Annotated in this window: 15 protein-coding genes; 8 read left to right on the plus strand and 7 right to left on the minus strand. The window is 70.1% G+C overall.

Annotation, left to right across the window (positions count from 1 at the left end; translation table 11 throughout):
• Positions 1 to 149 precede the first annotated feature (149 nt).
• From ACFU5M_RS25000 to ACFU5M_RS25015, 4 genes are all read left to right on the plus strand, one after another.
• Positions 150 to 392, plus strand: coding sequence for a hypothetical protein (locus ACFU5M_RS25000; RefSeq protein ID WP_379053079.1), 243 nt, complete (start codon positions 150 to 152; stop codon positions 390 to 392).
• A gap of 44 nt (positions 393 to 436) precedes the next feature.
• Positions 437 to 1,660 (plus strand): serine hydrolase, encoded by a 1,224-nt coding sequence (locus tag ACFU5M_RS25005; RefSeq protein WP_379053081.1) that lies wholly within the window; start codon positions 437 to 439, stop codon positions 1,658 to 1,660.
• A gap of 167 nt (positions 1,661 to 1,827) precedes the next feature.
• Positions 1,828 to 3,069 carry a tryptophan synthase subunit beta gene (gene trpB, locus ACFU5M_RS25010; RefSeq protein ID WP_379053082.1) on the plus strand — a complete coding sequence of 414 codons (1,242 nt, stop codon included), beginning with the start codon at positions 1,828 to 1,830 and terminating at the stop codon, positions 3,067 to 3,069.
• 86 nt (positions 3,070 to 3,155) lie between these two features.
• Positions 3,156 to 4,289 carry a metallophosphoesterase gene (locus ACFU5M_RS25015; protein ID WP_379053106.1) on the plus strand — a complete coding sequence of 378 codons (1,134 nt, stop codon included), beginning with the start codon at positions 3,156 to 3,158 and terminating at the stop codon, positions 4,287 to 4,289.
• 28 nt (positions 4,290 to 4,317) lie between these two features.
• On the opposite strand, the gene ACFU5M_RS25020 is transcribed toward ACFU5M_RS25015, so the two are convergent.
• Both ACFU5M_RS25020 and ACFU5M_RS25025 read right to left on the minus strand, forming a co-directional pair.
• Positions 4,318 to 5,973 (minus strand): alkaline phosphatase D family protein, encoded by a 1,656-nt coding sequence (locus tag ACFU5M_RS25020; RefSeq protein WP_379053083.1) that lies wholly within the window; start codon positions 5,971 to 5,973, stop codon positions 4,318 to 4,320.
• Positions 5,974 to 6,030: 57 nt separating this feature from the next.
• Positions 6,031 to 8,652 (minus strand): LuxR C-terminal-related transcriptional regulator, encoded by a 2,622-nt coding sequence (locus ACFU5M_RS25025; protein WP_379053084.1) that lies wholly within the window; start codon positions 8,650 to 8,652, stop codon positions 6,031 to 6,033.
• Positions 8,653 to 8,877: 225 nt separating this feature from the next.
• On the opposite strand from ACFU5M_RS25025, the gene ACFU5M_RS25030 reads away from it, so the two are divergent.
• Together ACFU5M_RS25030 and ACFU5M_RS25035 are read left to right on the plus strand one after the other, a co-directional pair.
• A complete protein-coding gene (locus tag ACFU5M_RS25030; RefSeq protein ID WP_379053086.1) occupies positions 8,878 to 9,291 on the plus strand; it encodes a hypothetical protein in 414 nt (137 codons plus the stop codon).
• Between the two features lie 289 nt (positions 9,292 to 9,580).
• Positions 9,581 to 10,360 (plus strand): alpha/beta fold hydrolase, encoded by a 780-nt coding sequence (locus ACFU5M_RS25035; RefSeq protein WP_379053088.1) that lies wholly within the window; start codon positions 9,581 to 9,583, stop codon positions 10,358 to 10,360.
• A 57-nt stretch (positions 10,361 to 10,417) separates the two neighbouring features.
• Here the strand turns inward: ACFU5M_RS25035 and ACFU5M_RS25040 are convergent, their stop codons facing one another.
• Positions 10,418 to 12,223 (minus strand): FAD-dependent oxidoreductase, encoded by a 1,806-nt coding sequence (locus tag ACFU5M_RS25040; protein WP_379053089.1) that lies wholly within the window; start codon positions 12,221 to 12,223, stop codon positions 10,418 to 10,420.
• Positions 12,216 to 13,628, minus strand: a complete 1,413-nt coding sequence (locus tag ACFU5M_RS25045; RefSeq protein WP_379053090.1) for an NAD(P)/FAD-dependent oxidoreductase — start codon at positions 13,626 to 13,628, stop codon at positions 12,216 to 12,218. The genes ACFU5M_RS25040 and ACFU5M_RS25045 overlap by 8 nt, the downstream gene beginning before the upstream one ends.
• 158 nt (positions 13,629 to 13,786) lie before the next feature.
• On the opposite strand from ACFU5M_RS25045, the gene ACFU5M_RS25050 reads away from it, so the two are divergent.
• Both ACFU5M_RS25050 and ACFU5M_RS25055 read left to right on the plus strand, forming a co-directional pair.
• Entirely contained in the window at positions 13,787 to 14,431 is a 645-nt protein-coding gene (locus ACFU5M_RS25050) for a TetR/AcrR family transcriptional regulator (RefSeq protein WP_379053092.1), read from the plus strand.
• Positions 14,432 to 14,477: 46 nt separating this feature from the next.
• Positions 14,478 to 15,476: a Gfo/Idh/MocA family protein gene (locus ACFU5M_RS25055; protein WP_379053094.1), complete on the plus strand. Its 999-nt coding sequence runs from the start codon at positions 14,478 to 14,480 to the stop codon at positions 15,474 to 15,476.
• On the opposite strand, the gene ACFU5M_RS25060 is transcribed toward ACFU5M_RS25055, so the two are convergent.
• Genes ACFU5M_RS25060 through ACFU5M_RS25070 form a run of 3 tightly spaced genes read right to left on the minus strand, consistent with a single transcriptional unit; the run spans position 15,459 to position 20,043 of the window.
• Positions 15,459 to 16,700, minus strand: a complete 1,242-nt coding sequence (locus ACFU5M_RS25060) for a glycosyltransferase (RefSeq protein ID WP_379053096.1) — start codon at positions 16,698 to 16,700, stop codon at positions 15,459 to 15,461. The two genes, ACFU5M_RS25055 and ACFU5M_RS25060, sit on opposite strands and share 18 nt — an antisense overlap.
• Positions 16,697 to 17,794, minus strand: a complete 1,098-nt coding sequence (locus tag ACFU5M_RS25065; protein ID WP_379053097.1) for an alpha/beta fold hydrolase — start codon at positions 17,792 to 17,794, stop codon at positions 16,697 to 16,699. The genes ACFU5M_RS25060 and ACFU5M_RS25065 overlap by 4 nt, the downstream gene beginning before the upstream one ends.
• Positions 17,794 to 20,043, minus strand: a complete 2,250-nt coding sequence (locus ACFU5M_RS25070; RefSeq protein WP_379053098.1) for a thioester reductase domain-containing protein — start codon at positions 20,041 to 20,043, stop codon at positions 17,794 to 17,796. Before ACFU5M_RS25070 ends, ACFU5M_RS25065 begins: the two co-directional genes overlap by 1 nt.
• Positions 20,044 to 20,056 lie beyond the last annotated feature (13 nt).

Below are 20,056 nucleotides of genomic sequence, written 5' to 3' on the forward strand. Positions count from 1 at the left end.
GGCCCGCCGTACGCTCACACCCCTGCTCGACGCGTGCACCCTGCGCCCGTGCCGTTTGCGCGCACGACCCCCGCGGCGGTGCTGCGGGCGCATCTGGCCGAACCTCCGCCGCGCCTCGCGCAGTCGATTGACGCGGTGCTGGGATCTGCATGCTGTGCTCGCTCGCGGCCGGAAAGCCCGTGCGGCACTGGTTCGCGGTCGGCACCACCATCGAGGTCGTCGCGTTGGCCGCGATCGGGACCAACCGCAAGCAACATCCGGCCACCCCGGTCGGCATGGCTGGGTCGGCGGCCACCGCCGCAGGACTTCTCGGCGGCGTGCTGATCGCAGCGCTGCTCGATCCCGCGCGACCGCGAGACGCAAATCGAATCGCGCGGTCGTCCTCGCTGTGAGCAGCGCGGCGGCGGCTCCCGCCGACGGTCGATAAGCTGGCCCGGTGAGCGCACCAACCGCCGGCTCGGTCGCGATCGTCGACGACCTCGAGGCCGTCACGACCCGAGGTCCGGAAGACGATCCCGCGGCGATGGGCCTCAGCCGCGCCGACGTCGAGTCCCTGTGGGAGTCGGTGCAGGCGTGGTATCGACTGGGGACCACCCCCGCGATCCAGGTCTGCCTGCGCCGGGAAGGCAAGATCCTGCTGAACCGGACCATCGGCCACGGCTGGGGCAACGCGCCGGGCGACGGGCCGGATGCGGTGAAGGTCTTGGCCACTCCGGACACACCGTTCTGCGGGTTCTCCACCGCGAAGGGCGTCGCAGGCGCGCTGATGTTCATGCTGATCGAACAGGGCGCGTTCGCCTTCGACGACCGGGTATCGCACTACATCCCCGAATTCGCGGCCAACGGCAAGGCCGCCATCACGATCGGCGACGTGCTCTCGCACTCGGCCGGGATTCCTTTCGTGCCACCGCCGTACCAGGGCGTCGATCTGGTGCTCGACGAGGAACTGGCCGTGCGCGCGCTGGCCGACCTGGTCCCGAGCTGGAAGCCGGGACGTTTTCGGGTGTACCACGCGCTGACTCTGGGATTGGTCCTGCGCTTGCTGGTGCGGCGAGCGACCGGCAAGCCGATGCGCGAGCATCTCGCCGAGCAGGTGCTCGAGCCGTTCGGATTCCGCTGGACCAATTTCGGCGTGCGACCCGAGGACCTCGGCAAGGTGGTGCCCAGCGTGAAAACCGGTCCGGCGCCGTCTCGAACGGCGAGCTATCTGGCGCGTAAGGCGGTCGGCGGGCGAATGGACCGGGCGTCGCGCGCGGCGACCGACGCCTTCCTCACCGCCGAGTTGCCATCGGGGAATCTGATCACCACCGCGTCGGAGTTGTCGCGGTTCTACGAGATCCTCACTCGCGGCACACCGGACGGCCGCCGCATCATCCGGCCGGAGACGCTGGAGGAGGCGGTGCGCCCGGCGCGCTGGATACCCGGTGTCGCCGGACGCGTCAGCCGGGCCGGCTTCGAGCTCGGCGGGCGCAGGTCGAAATTCGGCCGCGACACCGGATCGCATTTCGGGCGTAGCGGCTTGACCACCCAGTACGGCTGGGCCGACCCGGCGCGCGGGCTGTCCGGGGCGATCCTGACCAGTGGCAAGGCCACCACCGACACCGAGCGACCGTGGCGGCTGGTCGCCCAGATCTCCGCCACCGTGCCTGCCGACCGGTAGCCAGGGCTGGGCGCCTGGCCGGATCGATCGCCTCCACCAGTGAGAACACCTTAGCCATCCGAACGATTTAGTCTGTTAACTCGCTTGTTGCCAACCCGTCGGGTTGTGCTAGCGCTAGCGGAACAGACTGACCCGTCGGCTCTTTGGCGGTGAAAGCGTTGGTGTTGATGAGGATTGATCATGACGTGGCGGTGAGCGGATCCCGGCACGAGATGTTTCCCGACGAACGCGGGCGGTTCGGCGTGTTCGGCGGCAGATTCGTTCCCGAAGGCCTGATGGCCGCGCTGCTGGCCCTGGAGGACGCCTACCGCCTCGCCTGCGCCGACCCCGGTTTCGTCGCCGAGTACCGGGAGCTGTTGCGGGACCGGGTCGGCCGGCCCACGTTGCTGCACCAGGTGCCGCGGTTCGGGGAGCTACTGGGTGTGCCGGGCGCCCGGGTGTATCTCAAGCGCGAGGACATGGCGCACACCGGCGCCCACAAGATCAACAATGCGCTCGGGCAGGCGTTGCTGGCCCGGCGGATGGGCAAGAAGCGGATCGTCGCCGAGACCGGCGCGGGCCAGCACGGTGTCGCGGTGGCGACGGTGTCGGCGATGTTCGGATTGACCTGCGTGGTCTATATGGGCACCGAGGACATGCGGCGCCAGGCGTCGAATGTGGTGCGGATGAAGCTGCTCGGCGCCGAAGTCCGGCCGGTCGACATCGGTTCGCGGCGGCTGAAGGAGGCGATCAGTGAGTCGGTTCGCGACTGGGTGGCCGACGTGGAGACCACTCACTATCTGTTCGGCACCGCGGCGGGGCCCGCGCCGTATCCGCGGATCGTGCGGGATTTCCAGACGGTGATCGGGGCGGAAACCAGGAACCAGATCGCACGCGCCGAGGGCAGGATGCCCGATTACGTGCTGGCCTGTGTGGGCGGTGGCAGCAACGCCATCGGGGTATTCCACCCGTTCGCCGACGAGCCGCAGGTGCGGCTGATCGGTGTCGAAGCGGCCGGCCTCGGTGTCGATACCGGCGAGCACGCCGCGACCCTATGCATGGGCAGCCCGGGTGAGATCGACGGCTCCTACAGTTATCTGCTGCAGGACGAGGACGGCCAGATCTCGCGCACCCACAGCATCGCCGCCGGACTGGATTATCCGGGCGTCGGTCCCGAACTCAGCCACCTGAAGGACAGCGGCCGGGTGGTCTACCGGGCCGCCACCGACGCGGTCGCCCTTCGTGGCATGCAGGCACTCAGTCATACCGAAGGGATCCTCGCCGCACTCGAATCCGCCCACGCCGTCGGCTACCTGATGGAGATGGCGGCCCGCGGCGAGATTCCCCCGGACTCGCTGATCGTGCTGTGCCTGTCCGGCCGCGGTGACAAGGATCTCGCGGTCGCCGCCGACCGGCTCGGTGTGGCATGAGGCGCTGCTATGGTCGAGAGCGCCCATGGCGCCGGAGAGGGACCGCGCGCTACACCCGCGCCCGAGGATGAGCCCTCTTGAAGTATGTGCCCCGCCTGATCCTGTTCCTGGCGATTCCCGCCGTGCTGTTCCTGCTGCCCTGGTGGACGCTGGTGGCCGCACCCACCGCGGAATCCGGTCCACTGTTCTGGGTGGGTTCAGCGGTGTTCCTGTTCGGGTTCGTCGTCCTGCCCGCGTCGATGTTTCTCGGTCACGGACCCGCCCAGTCGGATGCGGCCTCGATCGTCGGCGACACTCTGCTCGGCGTGATGTGGGTGCTGTTCAGCTGGTCGGTGCTCGGCAATTTCGCGCGGGCCGGATTGACCGTCGCGGGCGTGGGCGACCCGGCTCGTTCCCGGATCGTCGCGGCGGGTGTGCTCGCGGCCGCGACAGTGCTGGTGGCGTGGGGTGTCTTCGAGGCGCGCCGGGTACCGCGGGTGCGCACGGTGGAGGTGTCCATACCGGGTCTCGGCCCCGCGCTGGACGGACTGCGCATGGTCGTCGTGACCGATACCCACTACGCCGCGCTCGACCGGCTGCGCTGGTCGGAGCGCGTGGTCGAGGTGGTCAACGCGCAGCGGCCCGACATCGCCTGTCACGCAGGCGATCTCGCGGACGGATCGGTGGCGAAACGGCACGCGCAGGTGGACCCGCTCGGCAAGGTCGAGGCGGAACTCGGCCGGTTCTACATCACCGGCAATCACGAATACTTCGGTGATGCCCAGGGCTGGATCGACCACATGGCCTCGCTCGGCTGGCAGCCGCTGCACAACCGGCACGAAACAGTGCGCCGCGGCGACGATCAGCTGGTGATCGCGGGCATTGATGACCCCACCGGTATCGCCTTGCCCGGGCACGGTCCCGACCTGCCCGCCGCGCTCGCGGGAGCCGACCCGGACGCGCCGGTCGTCCTGCTCGCCCACCAGCCCAAGCAGATCGCGGAGGCCGCGGCGGCGGGTGTGGCGCTGCAGATCTCAGGTCACACCCATGGTGGCCAGATCTGGCCCTTCCACTATCTCGTACGCCTCGATCAGCCCGTCGTCGCCGGACTGAGCAGGCACGGAAACCGTACGCAGCTCTACACCAGCCGAGGGACCGGTTTCTGGGGGCCGCAGCTGCGGGTGTTCGCCCCGAGCGAGATCACCGTGCTGGTCCTGCGTTCGGAGCAGGTGAGCGCCTGAGCGCCCGTGGCAGGCGGGGGCGACGCCGTCAACGGTGGCCGCGGTCGGCGCCTGCCTGACCGGCAGCGTCGGACGCGGACGCCTGCGCGGGAGGATCGCCGGGACTCCACGCCTCGACGACTCCCGGAACTCCGTCCTGGACGACATAACTGGCTCGCGTGTGGATGGGCGCGCCAGGATGGCGGACATAAGGAACGACGCGAAAGTCGTTGCGCCATGATTTGTGATCGAGTTCGACCCGGACATAGCCCCGTTGGGCGTTGAAGAATTTGATGTCCGGGTTCGCCGCGAGCAGCCCGCGGCCTTTGTCGCTGAGGTCGGTGCCGTCGCCGTTGCTGGTGATCGAGGTGCCGGTGAATTCCGCCGCCACGACCGGTGATCCGGGATCGGTATAGTCGCGCCGCAGGTCGGCGGCCTGGTTCTCGTGCCGGTCACCGGTGATCACCACCAAGTTCGCGGCGCCGCGCGCCGCGGCGGCGTCCAGCACGGCATTGCGGTCGGCGACGTAGCCGTCCCAGGCGTCGGTGGAGACGCTGACCTGTGGACCCGGGTCGGAGTCGTTCTGGCTCATGCCCACCTGATTGCCGAGCACCTGCCAGCGAGCCGGGGAGTGGGTCAGGCCGTCGATCAGCCAATCCCGTTGCCGCGCACCGAGAATTGTGCGGTCGCGGGAGAATCGATCGGTGCAGCCGTCGACCACGGCGCCGCCGCATGCCTGCGGTGTGCGGTATTGGCGGGTGTCGAGCATCGTGATCTCGGCCAGATCGCCGAATCGGAAGCGGCGATGCAGCCGGATGCCCGCCGCGGACGGCAGCTGCGCCAGGCGCAGCGGCTGGTGCTCGTACATGGCTTGAAAGGCGGCGGCGCGGCGGCGACGGAACAGGGCGGGGACGCGCCAGATGTCGAGACCGATGCCGGGCGCGTCCGCGGCCCAGTTGTTGTCCACCTCGTGATCGTCCATGGTGACCAGCCACGGGAACGAGGCGTGTGCGGCGCGCAGCGGCTGCTCCGATTTGTACAGCGCGTAACGCAGCCGGTAGCCGGGCAGGTCGACGGCTTCGTCGCGGAAGTGCGGCCCCATCTCGACCCCCGCCCGCCCGCGCACCCAGGCCCGCTCGTAGATGTAGTCACCCAGATGCACGACCAAGTCCAGATCTTCCCGGCTCAGGTGCTCGTAGGCGGTGTAGTAGCCGGAACTCCACGACTGGCAGGAGGCGAACGCGAAGCGCAGTCGCGTCAAGGCTTGCCCGGGCACCGGTGCGGTGCGGGTACGCCCCAGCGGAGACACGGCCGAGCCCGCCCGGAACCGGTAGAAGTACCAGCGATCCGGCGCCAATCCGTGCACCTCCGGATGCACGCTGTGGCCGAGCGCGCGGGTGGCCACCGCGGACCCGCGCGCCACGACCCGGCGGAAGTGCTCGTCATCCGCTACTTCGTAGTCGACCGTGACCGGGTCGACCGGCATGCCGCCGAGGCCGTCCGGCGCGAGCGGGTCCGGGGCCAGCCGCGTCCACAGCACCACACCGTCGGGTGCGGGATCGCCCGACGCGACGCCCAGCGCGAACGGATCGCCGAGCCGGCGCGGGGCGGGGAACCGGGCACTGCTCGCCGCCGCGGTTCCGGCCAGTACCGCGGCCGACCCGGCGGCGCCGGCTCGGAACAGATCCCGACGTGAGAGAGCCATACAACAGCGTAAGGCCGCGCCCGGCCACGGGAAGGGGCCGCGGGAGGCGCTGCGAGGTCAGAGCAGGCCGCCGCGGCGCGCGTGGTGCAGCGCGTCGACCCGGGAATTGGTGCCCAGCTTGCCGTAGATGCCGCGCAGGTGGGTCTTGACGGTGTTGACCGAGACACCGAGATCCGCGGCGATCTGCTGGGCGGTGCGGCCGGAGGGCAATTGCTTGAGCACGGTCATCTCGGTGTGGGTCAACGCGGGGTAGGCGGGCCTGCGGCGCGCCGCAGGGTGACGCCGGATCGTCTCCGCGAAGCTCTCCGCCCGGCCGAGCCGGCCCGCGTAGCTGTCCAGTAGGGGCATCGCGGCGGGCACGTCGAGAAACGGCCGCAACAGCCGGTGGGGCGTGGCGGAAGCCAGCGCGTTCTCCAGCGCGGCGAGGGCCTTGGCGGGGGCCCGGGACTCGTGCTGCGCCGCGGAGTACAGCAGCCATCCGGTGACGGCGCTGACCGGACGCAGGTCGCCGGCGCGGTCCAGCAGCGGTTCGAGGACGGCGCAGCCTGCCTTGCGGCGATCGGCCGCGGCGTGCAGTGCCGCGTCGGCCAACCGCACCTCGGGAACCTCCCCGACGATGCCGCGGGCGCGCTCGACCAGCAGTTGCGCCGTCCTGGCGTCGTGCACACGCAGCAACGCCCACACCACCGGCAGGATGAGGCTGCCCGTCGTGGCGGGCACCGCCTTGTGCTCCAGCAGGACGAGCAGGCTGCGGCGCAACGCGTCGACGGCCGCGGACTGCTCCTCGGCCCGCTCGAGATCCAGCAAGCGGCCCACGACGTGGCCGCGCCATCCGGCGGCCGGCCCGCATGATCCGTCGTGATCGGCTCGCTCGGTGAGAACGCACGCGATCTGAGCGGCCCCGGGCGTCTCGCCTTGCAGATAGGCGCCGTAGGCGGCGACGGCGGTCGCCTGGACGGCGTCGGTCGTCTCCAGTAGTCCGTGTTCCTCGGCGATCGCCAGCGCGCGCGCCGCGCGCTCGCGCATCGAGGTGGCGGCGTCGACGGCGTCGGCGGCGAAGGCCAGCCGGGTCAGCGCACGCAGCACCAAGCGGGGACGGCCCGCGTGTTCGGCCAGTGCAAGTCCCGAATGCAGCAACTGTTCGCCGCGCGCCACGGCGCCATCGGCGACGAAGGCGGTGGCGATCTGGATTTCGGTGTACGCGTCGAGATCGGGATCGCCGGTCGGCGTGACGCGGTCCGGGTAGCCGGGAAGGACGGCCCCGGTGGTCGCCGCGACGTCGATCGTCGCGGCCAGGGTCAGCGTGGCCAGCCGTTCGGGCGAGGCGAAGGAGATCTTGGCGGCGCGCCGCACCGCAGCGGTGTCCAGGCACGCCACCGCGGCGGCGGTGCTGCCGGTGACCAGGGCGTCGACCACGCGCACCAGCCACAGGAACGGATCGTCGAGCAAGGCGGGCGCCGAACGGCCCAGATGATCGAACAGCATCGCGCCCATGCCGTCGAGAACCATGCGCAGCGCACTCGTGGACAGGAATTCGCACAGTTGGTCGCGGTCGGCGGCTGCGAGCTGATGCGGCAACGCGGTGGAAGGCAGTCCCGCGGACCGCAACCAGCGCGCCGACCGGCGATGCAGTTCCGCGCACAGGGGTGGCCCGAGGCGCCGGGCTTCGGCGAGGAAATGGGCACGCACCAGCGGATGACAGGAGAACCACATGTCGCCGTCGCGCACGACAGAACCGATCGGGAAGTCGATCCGATCGAGTTCGTGCAGACAGTGCCCCGCACCGCCGCCGACGAGTTCGTCCGCGAGCTGCTCGGTGAACGAGACCGGAATGCTGGTGCAGGTGAGGAACCGGCGCAGCGTGAGCGGCAGCGCCTCGATGAGCTCGCTGGTCAGGAAATCGGCGATCGCGCGCGCCGGGCGTGCGAGAACGGTGAGCGCGGCGGCTCGATCGTCGGACCTCGCGGCCAGATGCGTCGCGGCGATGCGCACGAGGGCGGCCCAGCCCTGGGTCAGCGTGTGCAGCATATCGAGTTCGTCGCCGGTGAGCTCGCAGCCGTGGTCACGGCAGAGCGCATCGATCTCGGCCGGGGTGAAGGCGAGGTCGCTCGGGCCCCACCGGGCCAGTCGCGAATGCAGATCGAGGACGTGCCAGCGCAGCGGCGGAGCGAAGCGGGCGCACAGCACCGTCGTCACGGTCGGCGGGGCATGGTGCAGGAAGTGTTCGACACCGGCGAGCGCGCGCGGATCGGTGAGCAGATGGGCGTCGTCGAGCACGAGAACCGTCGGCGTCTTTCGCGCGGCCAGCGTTTCGGCGAGCGCCGCGGCCTGCGCGGCAGGCGTGCCGGGGGAGCCTGTGTTCACCACGATCTCGAAGCGGGCGTGCAGCACGGTCCACAGCGTCGTCGCGTCGTCGAGCTGCTCGGTGACGGTCAGCCACGCGATATCGGATCCGCCGGCGGCGTGCCGGGCAGCCCAGTCGGCCACCAGTACCGACTTCCCGGTCCCGGCCGGTGCGCAGATCAGCAGCACGTGTCCATCGCGAGTAGCCGACACGCCGTCGGCGGCGGCGTGCAAGTCGGGCCGGGGAATCGGAGTGAACGGCAACGCCGGTATCTCGGTGACGAATTCCGCCGCGGCGGGGGTGGGGCGTAGAGCGGGGACGTGCGAGGTGGTCACCGTGCCTCCCGGGCCGTGTGCTGACAGATCACTACCGCGCCTCGGTAGCGGAACTTACCCGGTGCGAAGTCCGCTCGATCGGATCGTGTGTGGTCGTTATGGAATTTTCATTTCGCAAGGCCTCGAAATCTCGGAGTCACCCGAAACGGGTGAAGTGCCGGACGGTGCGACTGGTGGAGATTCGGAAGACATCCGTCCATTACTTCCCGAGAAAAGGGGCGACCGATGACGCACATGACCGAACCGGAGCCACACCCTGTCCGCCGTGGCATCGCGGCGGGCGCGTCCATCGCGGCCGCGATCCTGCTGCTGACCGTCGGTGTGCTGTCGATCTTCGAGGGCATCTCCGCCGTCGCCGAGGACGAACTGATCGTCGTCGGCGCCGAATACGTCTACAAGTTCGACACCACGACGTGGGGCTGGATCCACATCGTGCTCGGCATCCTCCTGGTCATCGCGGCGCTGGGTCTGATGACCGGTGCCACATGGGCGCGGGTGGTGGCGATCGTCCTGGCGGCTCTGTCGATCATCGCGAACTTCATGTGGTTGCCGTACTACCCCGCATGGTCGATCCTGGTGATCGCGTTGAACATCGTCGTGATCTGGGCGGTCGCCACCTGGCGACCGGACGCCGTCTGAACGGACGGACCTGCGCGGCCGCGCGCCTGCGCTCCCGGCCGGTGCGGTTCCGTCGGCCTCGCGCCGGAAGCGCCGTCGTGCTCCGCCACTCCGGTCGGCGAGCTCCGGCGTGTTGCGCCCGGGGAGGAGCCGGCGCGGCGCGGGCATGATGGCGACACCGGCGGGGCGAGCAGCATTCCGGCGAGCAACCTTTGGTGATCCTTCGTAGAAGTCGGGGTTTCCGCTGTCACCATAGGTGAGGTTGTGGTATCCACCTTCGAGATCACACTACGGATTCGAAGGGAAGCCAATGCCCAGCAAGCCCCCGCTCGTTCTTCTGCACGGTGTCACGATGTCCGAACGGGTGTGGGATGACGTCACACCCTTGTTGGCCGCCCGGCACGAGGTGATCACACCGACCGCGGTCGGCCATCGAGGCGGCCCGCCCGCCCTGCGGCGTCCGGCGCGGGTCGAGCATCTGGTGGACGACATGGAGCGGCGGCTGGACGTGCTCGGGCTGGGCCGGGTGCACATCGCGGGCAATTCGCTGGGCGGTTGGATGGCGATCGAATTGGCGCGTCGTGGCCGAGCCGAGACCGTCTGCGCGCTCTCACCGGCGGGGTTCTGGGAAGCCGAGGACGGAAGCCGTTCGGCGGCGACCCGCCGCATCGCCCGCGAGGCGATCACCGGGCGGCTGCTGGGCTTTCTCGCTCCGGTGGGACTGCGCAGTGCGGCGGTCCGGCGAATCGCCCTGCGCAACATCGCCGTCCACGGTGATCGCATCAGCTCGGCGCAAGCCCTGACCTGCTTACGCGACCTGCTGGGATGCACCGTCACCGCTGATCTGCTCGGCACCGACGAGCAGATCGCCGCGCTCGACCCGTTGCCGTGCCCCATTAAGGTGGCCTGGTCGGAACGCGATCGTGTTCTTCCCGAACACATTCACGGGCCGATCGCCCGGAAGCGGCTGCCCGAAGCGGTGTTCACGATCCTGCCGGATACCGGTCATGTTCCGATGATCGATGATCCGCGCCTGGTGGCGCAGACCATCCTGACCACCACGAGCATGACCACCGCCGAGGCGTCCTAGGCCTGTCCGGATGCGCGTTGCGCGGCGCGGCGCCGGGAGGGCGGTTGGTCCGGCCGCTCACACGTCGAGCAGGTGCGGCAGTCCGGCGCGGTAGCGATCGGCGTCGATGCGTTTCCACGGCTCGAAGACCGGCAAGGACACCAGCGGGAAGACCGGTACGCGGGGCGCCGGGTCGTCGGCGGCATCGAGGATCGCGTTGGTCGCGGCACGTCCGGATTCGTTGGCGCCCTCCATCGTGGCGAGGTCGATGTGGTTGCGCACGTGATCACCGCCGAAGAACAGATTCGGAATGGCGCAGCGTGCCTCCGGACGGTTGTCGTAGGAGCCGACGGTGTTGACCAGCAGCGGGGTCTCGTTGTGCACTCCGCTCGCGGACCAGGTGACTCCCGGGTCGAGGTGCCAGGAGCGGATGTCCTCGGGGCGCAGCCATCCCGTGCCGGTGTTGAGCCACTCGGTGAGTTGTGCCCACACCTCTTCGGCGATCTCGGCGGGGGTGCACTGTTTGGCCGGTCGATGGAAGCGGATGCCGGGGGAGTCCCAGTCGGAGATGTCCACCGAAAGGCATTCCCGCGCTGTGCCGTCGCCGTAGCGGGTGGCGAAGTCGCCGACCCACATGGGCGCTTGACGCAAGGCGGTGAGCGCCCACGGAGAGCCGAGGGCGGCGATATGGCCTTCCGGCAGCTCGGTGGGGTGCGCGAGGTAGTACTGGATACCGACCATCCAGTCGGTCCGCAGCTCCCGCATGCCCGCCAGATGCGGATCGGCGTCGAGGATGTCGTCGCTCAGCAGCGTGACCGCTTTCTCCACCGGCATAGCGCACAAATACCAGTCCGCGGTGATCGCGGTGGAGCGGCCGTTGGAATCGGTCACCGTCGCCGAGGCGATCCGCCCATCGCGAAGTTCCAGCCGCGTCGCCCGCGGGCCGCGCACGAATCGCACACCCCGCGACTCCAGATACGTCACCCAGGGATCGATCCACGCTTCGTTGGTGGGGCGGTTGAGAATACGGTCGATACCGGCGGAGTACTGCGGGATCGCCCCGGTCCCCGCGAGTACCAGGGCCTCGCCGATGGTACCGATCGTGCGGGCCGAACTCAGCTGGGGTTTGGCCGCGACGGTGATTCGGGTGAGGGCGCTGACCAGGTATTCGCGATAAGCCGGTGACTTGCCCTCGGCGCGCAGGATCTGCTCCCAGGTGACGTATTCCCATTGCCCGAAACGCCGTTCGGTGCAGGAAGTGAACCAAACGGCCATTTGTTTGGCGAAGAACGCGAGTTCGGCCGGTGGTAGTTCCGGAATGAAACCGAAAGCGCCGATCAGAGTGTTCTGCAAGCGCTGCGGGTTGATTTGGTCGAGGCCCCCGAATTCGACCGGCGCGTAGATCGGCGGCCTGCCCCGGAACCCGGCGACGGTGCCCTCGACGCGGACGAGGTTGCCCGCGACGCCATCGGGATTGCCCGGAAAGGGAATGCGCCGCATGGTGTCCGGGAGGTTCTGGTAGCAGCCGGGAAAGAACCGGAAGCCGTGTTCGCCGGGCAGGTCCGAGCGGCCGTCGGTGCCGGTGCCCGGAACACCCATGCTGCGCGCCTTGCCGCCGAGGAACGCCGGTTCGTACACGGTGACCGTGTATCCCCGCTCGATCAGTTCGTGCGCCGCCGACAACCCGGCGACCCCGCCGCCGAGCACCGCGACCGACTTTCCGCCGGTGCGCAGCCCGGGCGTTCGGCGTGATCCGGGCGGGGCGGCGTGTGCCGGGGCTGTGTGTGCCGGGGCGGCGGTCGCGGCCACCCCGGCCGCGAGCGCGCCGCGCAACAGGTCGCGGCGGGTGAGGTCGATGGTCGGCCGAGGACGCGGATCATGCATGTCGATCTCCTGAAGATGCCGCGACGATGTGCCGCGGCGGCCGGGACTGGATGGCGTCGGGCGGATCGGGGCGTGTGAAGGCGCGCGCTTCCCTCCGTTCGGAGACCATGTCGCGGCATTCGCCCACCAGATTCGCGAAGACCGGCCAGGGGGCGCGCCACGATGCGCGCAGTGCTCCCGCCGCGAGCGCGGCCGCGCGGGCGGGAGTGAAGACATCTTCGGGAGCCGCGGTGCGAGAGAAGATCTCGGTGACCGCGTCGGCAAGCGCGGGCTCGGCCGCGGCCCGGCGGTAGAGCTCGATTTCCAAGGGACGCATCGGCGTACCCCGGGCCAGCCGGTTGGTCCACTGGTAGACGCTCAGGCATTCGCGATCGCGCAGCTGTTCCCACGCGGCCAAGGCGGTGTCGAGCTGCTCGGTGTCGTCGAGGGCCGCGGCGGCCAGCTCGCCGAGCAGCCGGCCGTAGCGCAAGGCGTCCCGGATGCCCTGGGCGGTCACCGGATCCTTGAAGTGGCCCGCGTCCCCGGGCAGCGCCCAGCCCGGCCCGGTCGAGCACCGGAAGTAGGACGCCAGGCCGGTGGCCGAACGCACCCGCCCGGCTCTGCGGCAATCACGTAGCCGCAGTTGCAGTCCCGGCAGGCGCTCGATCGCCTCGTGATACCTGCGCTCGGCGCGCCCGGCGCCCGGTTCGGCGGGCTGTGCGGGAGGTTGGACCAGGCTCAGCAGCAGGCCGTCGTCACAGGGGAACGCCGTGCCGAGCTCGGGACCGCTTCGCCACTGCGCCGCGATGTGCCGCTGGTCGGGTGCGCCGTCGTGCCAGTACGCGAAGAAGCAGTCCCGTCCGCTCGGTGCGGTCAACCGGGGCCGGGTCGCGCCGACGAGCCGGGCCACCGTGCTGCGGCGGCCGTCCGCTCCGACGACCAAACGGGCGCGCACCTCGTGCTCGCCGCTCTTGTCGGTATAGCGGACACCGGCGCAGCGATCGCCGGACCACAGCAGATCGGTGACCCGCACTCCCTCGCGGATCCGTGCTCCGGCGTCCACGGCGGTGGTTGCGAGCGCGGCGTCCAATCCGGTCCGCCGCACGCACATCGCGTAGTCGACGCCGTCCACCGGTGTGAAGGACGACCGGACCGCATAGCCGCCGCCTTCGGCGAAAGCCGTGGTCAGCGGCGGCGCGCCGAGCCGCAGGACACGGTCGAGGGCGCCCGTGCGGTGCAGTTCGGCCAGGCCGGCGGGCCACAGCAGATGCGTCGAGAGGGTGTCGGAGGGAAAGCGGGCCGAGTCCAGCGCGAGCACGTCGCGCCCGGCTCGCGCGAACGCGATGGCGGCCGCGGAGCCCGCGCAGCGCGCGCCGACCACGACCACGTCGGTGTACTCGATTGCCGGGGAGGAAGATCCGCGCATGCCCGAACACCTCGGTCACATAGTCTCGGACACTGTGTCCGATCGATGGTGAGCGGTAGGCGTCCGAATGTCAATATCGGTACCGTGTCGGCAGAATAGGGGGACCACCCGACCGGCACAGCCGAGTAGGCGGCCGCCGCGCCGCGGAGAGGAGCCGGATGCCCTCGCTGACCCGAGTCCCCAGAAACGCGCGCAAACCGGTCGATGATCGGCGCGCTGAGTTCGAGCGACGCGTCCTCGCCGCGGTGGAGGACCTGCTCGCCGACGGCACGCCCTACACCGAGATCGCCGTCCACCGGATCGCCGCCGCATCGCAGTCGGCGAGGTCGACGTTCTACCGATACTTCCCGGACAAGAGCCAGCTGCTGATCCGCATGGCGGAATTGGCCACGGCGGATCTGTTCGAGGCCGCCGAACGCTGGTGGATCGCCGACCACACCGGGCGGCAGGCCGGGGTGGTGACGGCGGTGCGAGCCATGATCGCGGGGTTCCGCGAGCACCGGTCCCTGCTGCTGGCACTGAGCGAGGTGGCTGCCTACGACCGCGACGTCGGCGCGTATTGGCGCGGGCGGGTCGCCTCGTTCGTGGAGGTGGTGCGATCGCGGCTGGAGACCGACCGTGTCGCGGGCAGGGTGAGTCCGGCGATCGATCCGCAGGCCACCGCCGTCGTGCTGACCTCGATGGTCGAACGCGCGATCGCCGTCAGCTTCTCCTCCGGCTCAGGGGTCGGCGACGACGCGCTGGCGGAGGCGCTGGGCCGGGCGATCTGGTTGACGGTATACGGCGACGCGCCGCAGGCTTGACGGATCGCGCGGCGGCGCAAGCGGATCCATTGCTACAGTCGCGCCCATGACGCAACCCGGACCGCCCCTTCGGATCGGCATCCTGGGCGCCGCCCGCATCGCGCCCGCCGCCATCGTGCGACCCGCCAGGGGGAACGCGGATGTGGTGGTCGCGGCGATGGCCGCTCGCGAACCGGAGCGCGCTCGGGCGTTCGCGCGCACACACGGCATCGCGCAGGTCTTCGACAGCTACGCCGCGCTGATCGCCGCGCCCGATATCGACGCGGTCTACAACCCGCTGCCGAACGGTCTGCACGGCCGGTGGACGAAGGAGGCGCTCGCCGCGGGCAAGCATGTGCTGTGCGAGAAGCCGTTCACCGCCAACGCCGCCGAGGCCAGGGAGGTCGCCGCATCGGCCGCGACGTCGGACCGAGTGGTCATGGAGGCGTTCCACTACCGCTACCATCCGATGACCAGGCGGGCCGAGGAGATCATCGCCTCCGGTGAACTGGGCGAGCTGGTGCGGGTGGACACCGCGATGTGCTTTCCGCTGCCGCGATTCTCCGATATCCGCTACGACTACGCGCTCGCCGGCGGGGCGCTGATGGACGCGGGCTGCTACGCGGTCCACATGGCCAGGGTGTTCGGCGGCGAGAACCCGGAGGTCGTCGCGGCGACCGCGAAGACGCGCGGTCCGCACATCGACCGCGCGATGAGCGCCGAGCTGCGCTTCCCTTCCGGGCACACCGGGCGGGTGCGCTGCTCGATGTGGTCGTCGGATGTGCTGCGCATCGGGGCGCGAGTGGTGGGCGAACGCGGGGAACTGCGGTTGCTCAATCCGGTGGCGCCGCAACTGCCGCGCAGACTGTCGGTGCGTTCGGAGCGCGGTAGGCGCACGGAGAAGATCTCGCGCCGCAGCACCTACGCCTATCAGCTCGACGCCTTCCTCGCGGCGGTGCGGCACGGACAGCCGGTCCTCACCTCCGCGCAGGACGCGGTGGCGACGATGACCGTCATCGATGCGATCTATGCGGCCGCGGGCCTGCCGCTACGGCAACCGGCCTGACGCGGCGGCCGCGATCGCCTCGTTGTACACCGCGACCAGTCGTTCGGTGAACCGTGACTGCAGCGTCCGGCCGGCGTGGCGTGCCAAGACCTCGCGCATGGCGTCGAGCCGGCCCGGCTGATCCACCAGCGAGGCCAGCGCCTCGGCGAGCGCGGCCGTAGAGGCGTCGCGGGCCCGGAATTCGCCACCCTCGGGCACGGTTTCGGTGACGTCGGGGTCGCAGTGCAGCACGGGAAGGCCCACCGCGACCGCTTCGAGCAGAACCATGCCCTGCGTGTCGCACCCGGCGGAGGGGAACAGCAGCACGTCGTGGGCACGCATGGCCGCCAAACACTCCGCCTGGCTCACCTCGCCGTGCAACCGGACTCGCTCGTGCAGCCCGAGCCGGTCGACGGCCGAGCGCAAGCGCGCCTCCAGCGCTCCCGCGCCGTAGATGTCGAGGGTGCAGCCCTCGGCCCGGTGCACCGCCGCGATGGCGTCCAACGGCCGCTTCTCCGCCGAGAACCTGCCGCACCAGAGCACGCGCAGCAGCGGATCCCGGCCACGGGGCCGCTCCGGAAGAGCGCGCACCAGATCGTCGTCGACTCCGTTGGACACCACGTGCGTCGGCCGGTCCACCCCGTGCGCGGCCAACCGCTGGGCGAAATGCCGAGTGGGCACGACGACGTGGTCCGCGGCCTGCGCCTGAGCGACCAGCGGTCGCCACGCGTGCCGCGCCGTGCGGCTTTCCGCCAGGCGCGGCATCGTCCCGCGCAGCTCGACGAACGTAGCGTGCACAACGCGCATGGTGAGCGCGGCGAGATAGGGGAACGGGGAATTGCGCTCGATGAAGGAGTCGTCGCGGCTGTGCATGGACTGCACGACCGGAATACCGTGGCGGCGCGCGGCGCGCAATCCGGCGACGCCCGCCCCGTAGGTGGTCTGCGCGTGCACGACATCGAAACCGCGCTCGGCGAACACCGCGTCGATGAGGCGGGCGTTCCTGCGGGTCGGCAGGGCGACCGGATAGCCGTTCACCGACAACCCGGTCGTGGTCGCGAGCACGACGATCCCGGGATCCGGCGGCATGGGCTCCGGCGGGGGGATGGTGAACACGGTGACGTGATGCCCGAGTCGTTCCAAGGCGGTGCGCTGCGCACGCATCGACGTCTGGATCCCGCCGAGGGTGTCCGGATGGAAGTCCGCGAACATCGCGATGCGCAACGAGCCGTTGTCTGCGCTCACGCGGTGCCCTGTCCGGGCGCGGAAAGCCGGCAACTGTCGAGGAATTCGAGAATGTGCCCGTATACGTCCAGTGCGGCGCCGCGACCGAGGAAGGTGTCGAGGTGGCCGTAGGACGGGACCTCGACGTAACGGACGTCCAGCCCCGGGTGCCGGGCGGTGAGCACGTCGTGGCACAGCTTGTTGGAGTCCAGCCAGACCTCGTTGCGGCTGCCCGACAACAGCAGGACCGGGCAATCGATCCGGTCGGCGTGGTCCAGGGCGTTCTCCGGGAGCACGCGGTAGCGGTCGTCGTTGTCGTTCCAGCGTTGCACCGCGTGCGCCAGCTCCATCCGACGCAGCTGGGGCAGCACGTGCACCGGGATCGGCCCGAACAGTTCCGCCAAGCGGTCGTGGGTGCGCGGATCGAGGTGGTCGTGGACGAACAACTCCGCACCCATGCCCCAGCTGCCGTGCACCATCCGGCAGGTGGGGTCGGAGCATTCCCCTTTCCGGGTGAGCAACGCGTAGAGCAGCGTTTTCCGTGACCACAGCCCGACTCTGCGGAAGTCGGACTCGAGGTGATGGACGCGGGAACCGAGCAGTTCGCCGCCCACGAGCACGCGCATCCGCACCGCGTTGCTCACCTTCGGGGTGAGGAAGACGCCCTGAGCGACGACACCGGCCAATCCGGGTATCAGTCCCGCGGCCATGCTCATCGACAGCGCCAGGGCGCCGACGCAGTGCGCGACCACGAACAGCGGCCGGTTCCCGATGCGCAGGCGGATCTCCTCGACGGCTCCGGGAAGGTCGTAGAGCGCGACGTCGTCGAAGCTGAAACGCGGCCCGGAGGCGTTGTAGGGCAGGCGGCTGCTGCCGCGCCAGTCCAGTAGCCACGGCTGGTATCCCGCGTCGAGCAGCGCGTCGACGACCGTGCGGATCTCGGGTGCCAGGAACATCTCCGAGGACACACCGTGGCCGTGTACCAGCAGGACCGCGGGCCGGTTGTCGTCGTCGTCGACGACGACGCGGCGCAAGCCCAGCTGGAGGCCGTCGGCGGCACGGAAGGGGATCTCCTCCAGCGGCGGCGCGGCCTCCGGCCGGATCGGGGTGAGCATCAGCGCGACTCCTTCGCGTTCCGGCGCAGATCCAGCAGTTCGGTGCCCACGCGCAGCGCCGGTTCCAGCAAGCCCTTGCCGAGCTGGGATCCGAACCAGCTCAGCCACAACAGTTTCGCGGTCCGTCGCTGACGCTCGGACAATCGCGGATCCACCTGGATGCCGTCGATCTGATCGCGCAGGTAGGTGTCCAGTGGGACGGCGACCTCGCCGGTGAGGCTCGCCGGTTCGCCCTCGCGGCCGAGTTCCACCGTCAGCGTGCGCGCCTGCCGGATCAGGGTGCGGCGCGCCTCGGCGTATTTGTAACCGGACAGCCACCATGTCCCGCCCTCGGCATCGCGCAGCGACAGCCGGTAGTGCATCAGCGGATGTTGGAGTCCGTGCCGGATCGGGATGCCGTCGTGTGGGCGCACCGACAGCACACCGGAGACGGTGAGTGGTTCGTCGTGCAGGCGTGTGCACCGCAGTTCGCCACCGACGTCCACCGTGCGTCCCGCCACGAGTTGGTGGGTGCTCGCGATGGACAGGCGCAGATTCAGGGTGCAGGAGGTGTCGGCCGCCGCCTCGACGGATCCGAGAGTGCCCACCAAGGTTTCCGCGAACCACAGATACGGTGCGTCCTGCGGCTGCGGTAGCCGCGCCGCGCCGGTGCCCGCGAGCATTTCCAGCGTCTTGCTTTGCGAACGGGCGCCGTAGCGGACCGGCTCGGGCAGATTGTGCGCGCGCAGGAAGGCGCGGGTCCGGTCGTCGGTGGCGGCGGGGACGGAGGCCATCGTCTCCAGCGGGTGGCGCGCGGTCGGGCTCTGCAACACCTGCGCCAGCGATTCCAGTTCCGGGACCGGCTCGGTGCGGATCCGGTCCACCACCTCGTCACACCAGGCGGCCCAGTGCTGCACCCGCATGTCCATGCCGAGCGCCGCGGACTCGCCGAGCATCTGTTCCAGCGTGGTCGGCGTGCCGGTGAGATGGTAGTTGTGGCCCCACGCCGCCGGCGCGCAGATGATGGCCGCGGCGACCTTGCTCACCCAATCCACCGGGGCGACATGGAGATTGCGCAACGCGGGCACGGTGCCGAACCGCGACAGCGCCGCGATGATGCCGCTGTTGAGGTCGCGGGGATTGTGCGCGCCGGTCTCGCGGTGTCCGCCGATTCCGCCGGGTCGCAGCACCGTGACCACCAATCCGTGTTCGCGCGCCCGCCGCATGACGGCCTCGGCCGCCCATTTCGTCCGGTCGTAGCCGATCACGAGCTTGCCGATGTTCGCCACCGGATCGTCCTCGCCGATCGCGGCGATGCCGAGTTCGTTGAACACCGCGATCGAGGAGATGTGGTGCAGCGGTTTCGGCCTGCCGGTCGCCGCCAGCCGGGCCAGGGTCAGCGGGCCGAGCACGTTGCCGCGCCGCAGTGACCGGTAGCCGCGCAGAAAGTCCACCGCGGCTGCGACGTTGACGATCGCGTCGACCTCGTCGGCCAGCGCGGCCCAGCGTTCCTCGGACAGCCCGAGGTTCGGCTCCCGCAGGTCGCCGGTCAGCACCGTCACCCGCCTGCGCACCTCCGGTGACCACGGCAGCAGAAATCGCGTGAGCGCGGCGGCCAGCCGGTCGAGGCCGGCCGCCTCGTCCTGCGCGCGGACCAAACAGATGACGTGAGCATCACTGCCGCGCAACAGATCCAGCAGCAGATGACTGCCGAGGAAACCGGTGGCGCCGGTGAGCAGCACACGGCGCGGAACCACCCGATCGGGCGGGTCGACCAAGGGCAGCCGGTCGGCTCCGGCGACATCGGACATCAGCTGTGCGAATTCGTCGTCCGCGGAATCGCTTGCCGGTCCCTTCATCTCGGGTACCGCGCCGTCCGGGCGTGTGCCCAGCCAGCGCTGCGCGAGCCTGCGCGGACGCGCGTCGGCGAACACATCGTCCAGGTCCAGGTGCACGTCGAGTTCCCTGGCGAGCGCCGCCGCGAACCGCACCGCCGCGACGGACGTGGCGCCGCCGTCGAAGAAATCCGTCTCCGGCCCGACGGTCTCGGCGGTGAATCGGTTCGCCACCTGCGTGACCGCCGCCGTGAGCGACTCCAGGTCCCATTCGCCCGGACGTTCGATCGCCGTCGTCGCGGGGGTCGCTTCGCCACCCGCGCGCGCGAGCAACGCCGACACGTCCAGACCGCCACCACGTTCGATGGCCTCGGCGAGGTCGCGCCGATCGGCTCGCTCCACACGCGGCGGGTACTCGCCGTTTGGACTGCGCACAGGAAACTCCTTG

The organism is Nocardia sp. NPDC057455, assembly GCF_042802775.1.
Taxonomy (GTDB): domain Bacteria; phylum Actinomycetota; class Actinomycetes; order Mycobacteriales; family Mycobacteriaceae; genus Nocardia.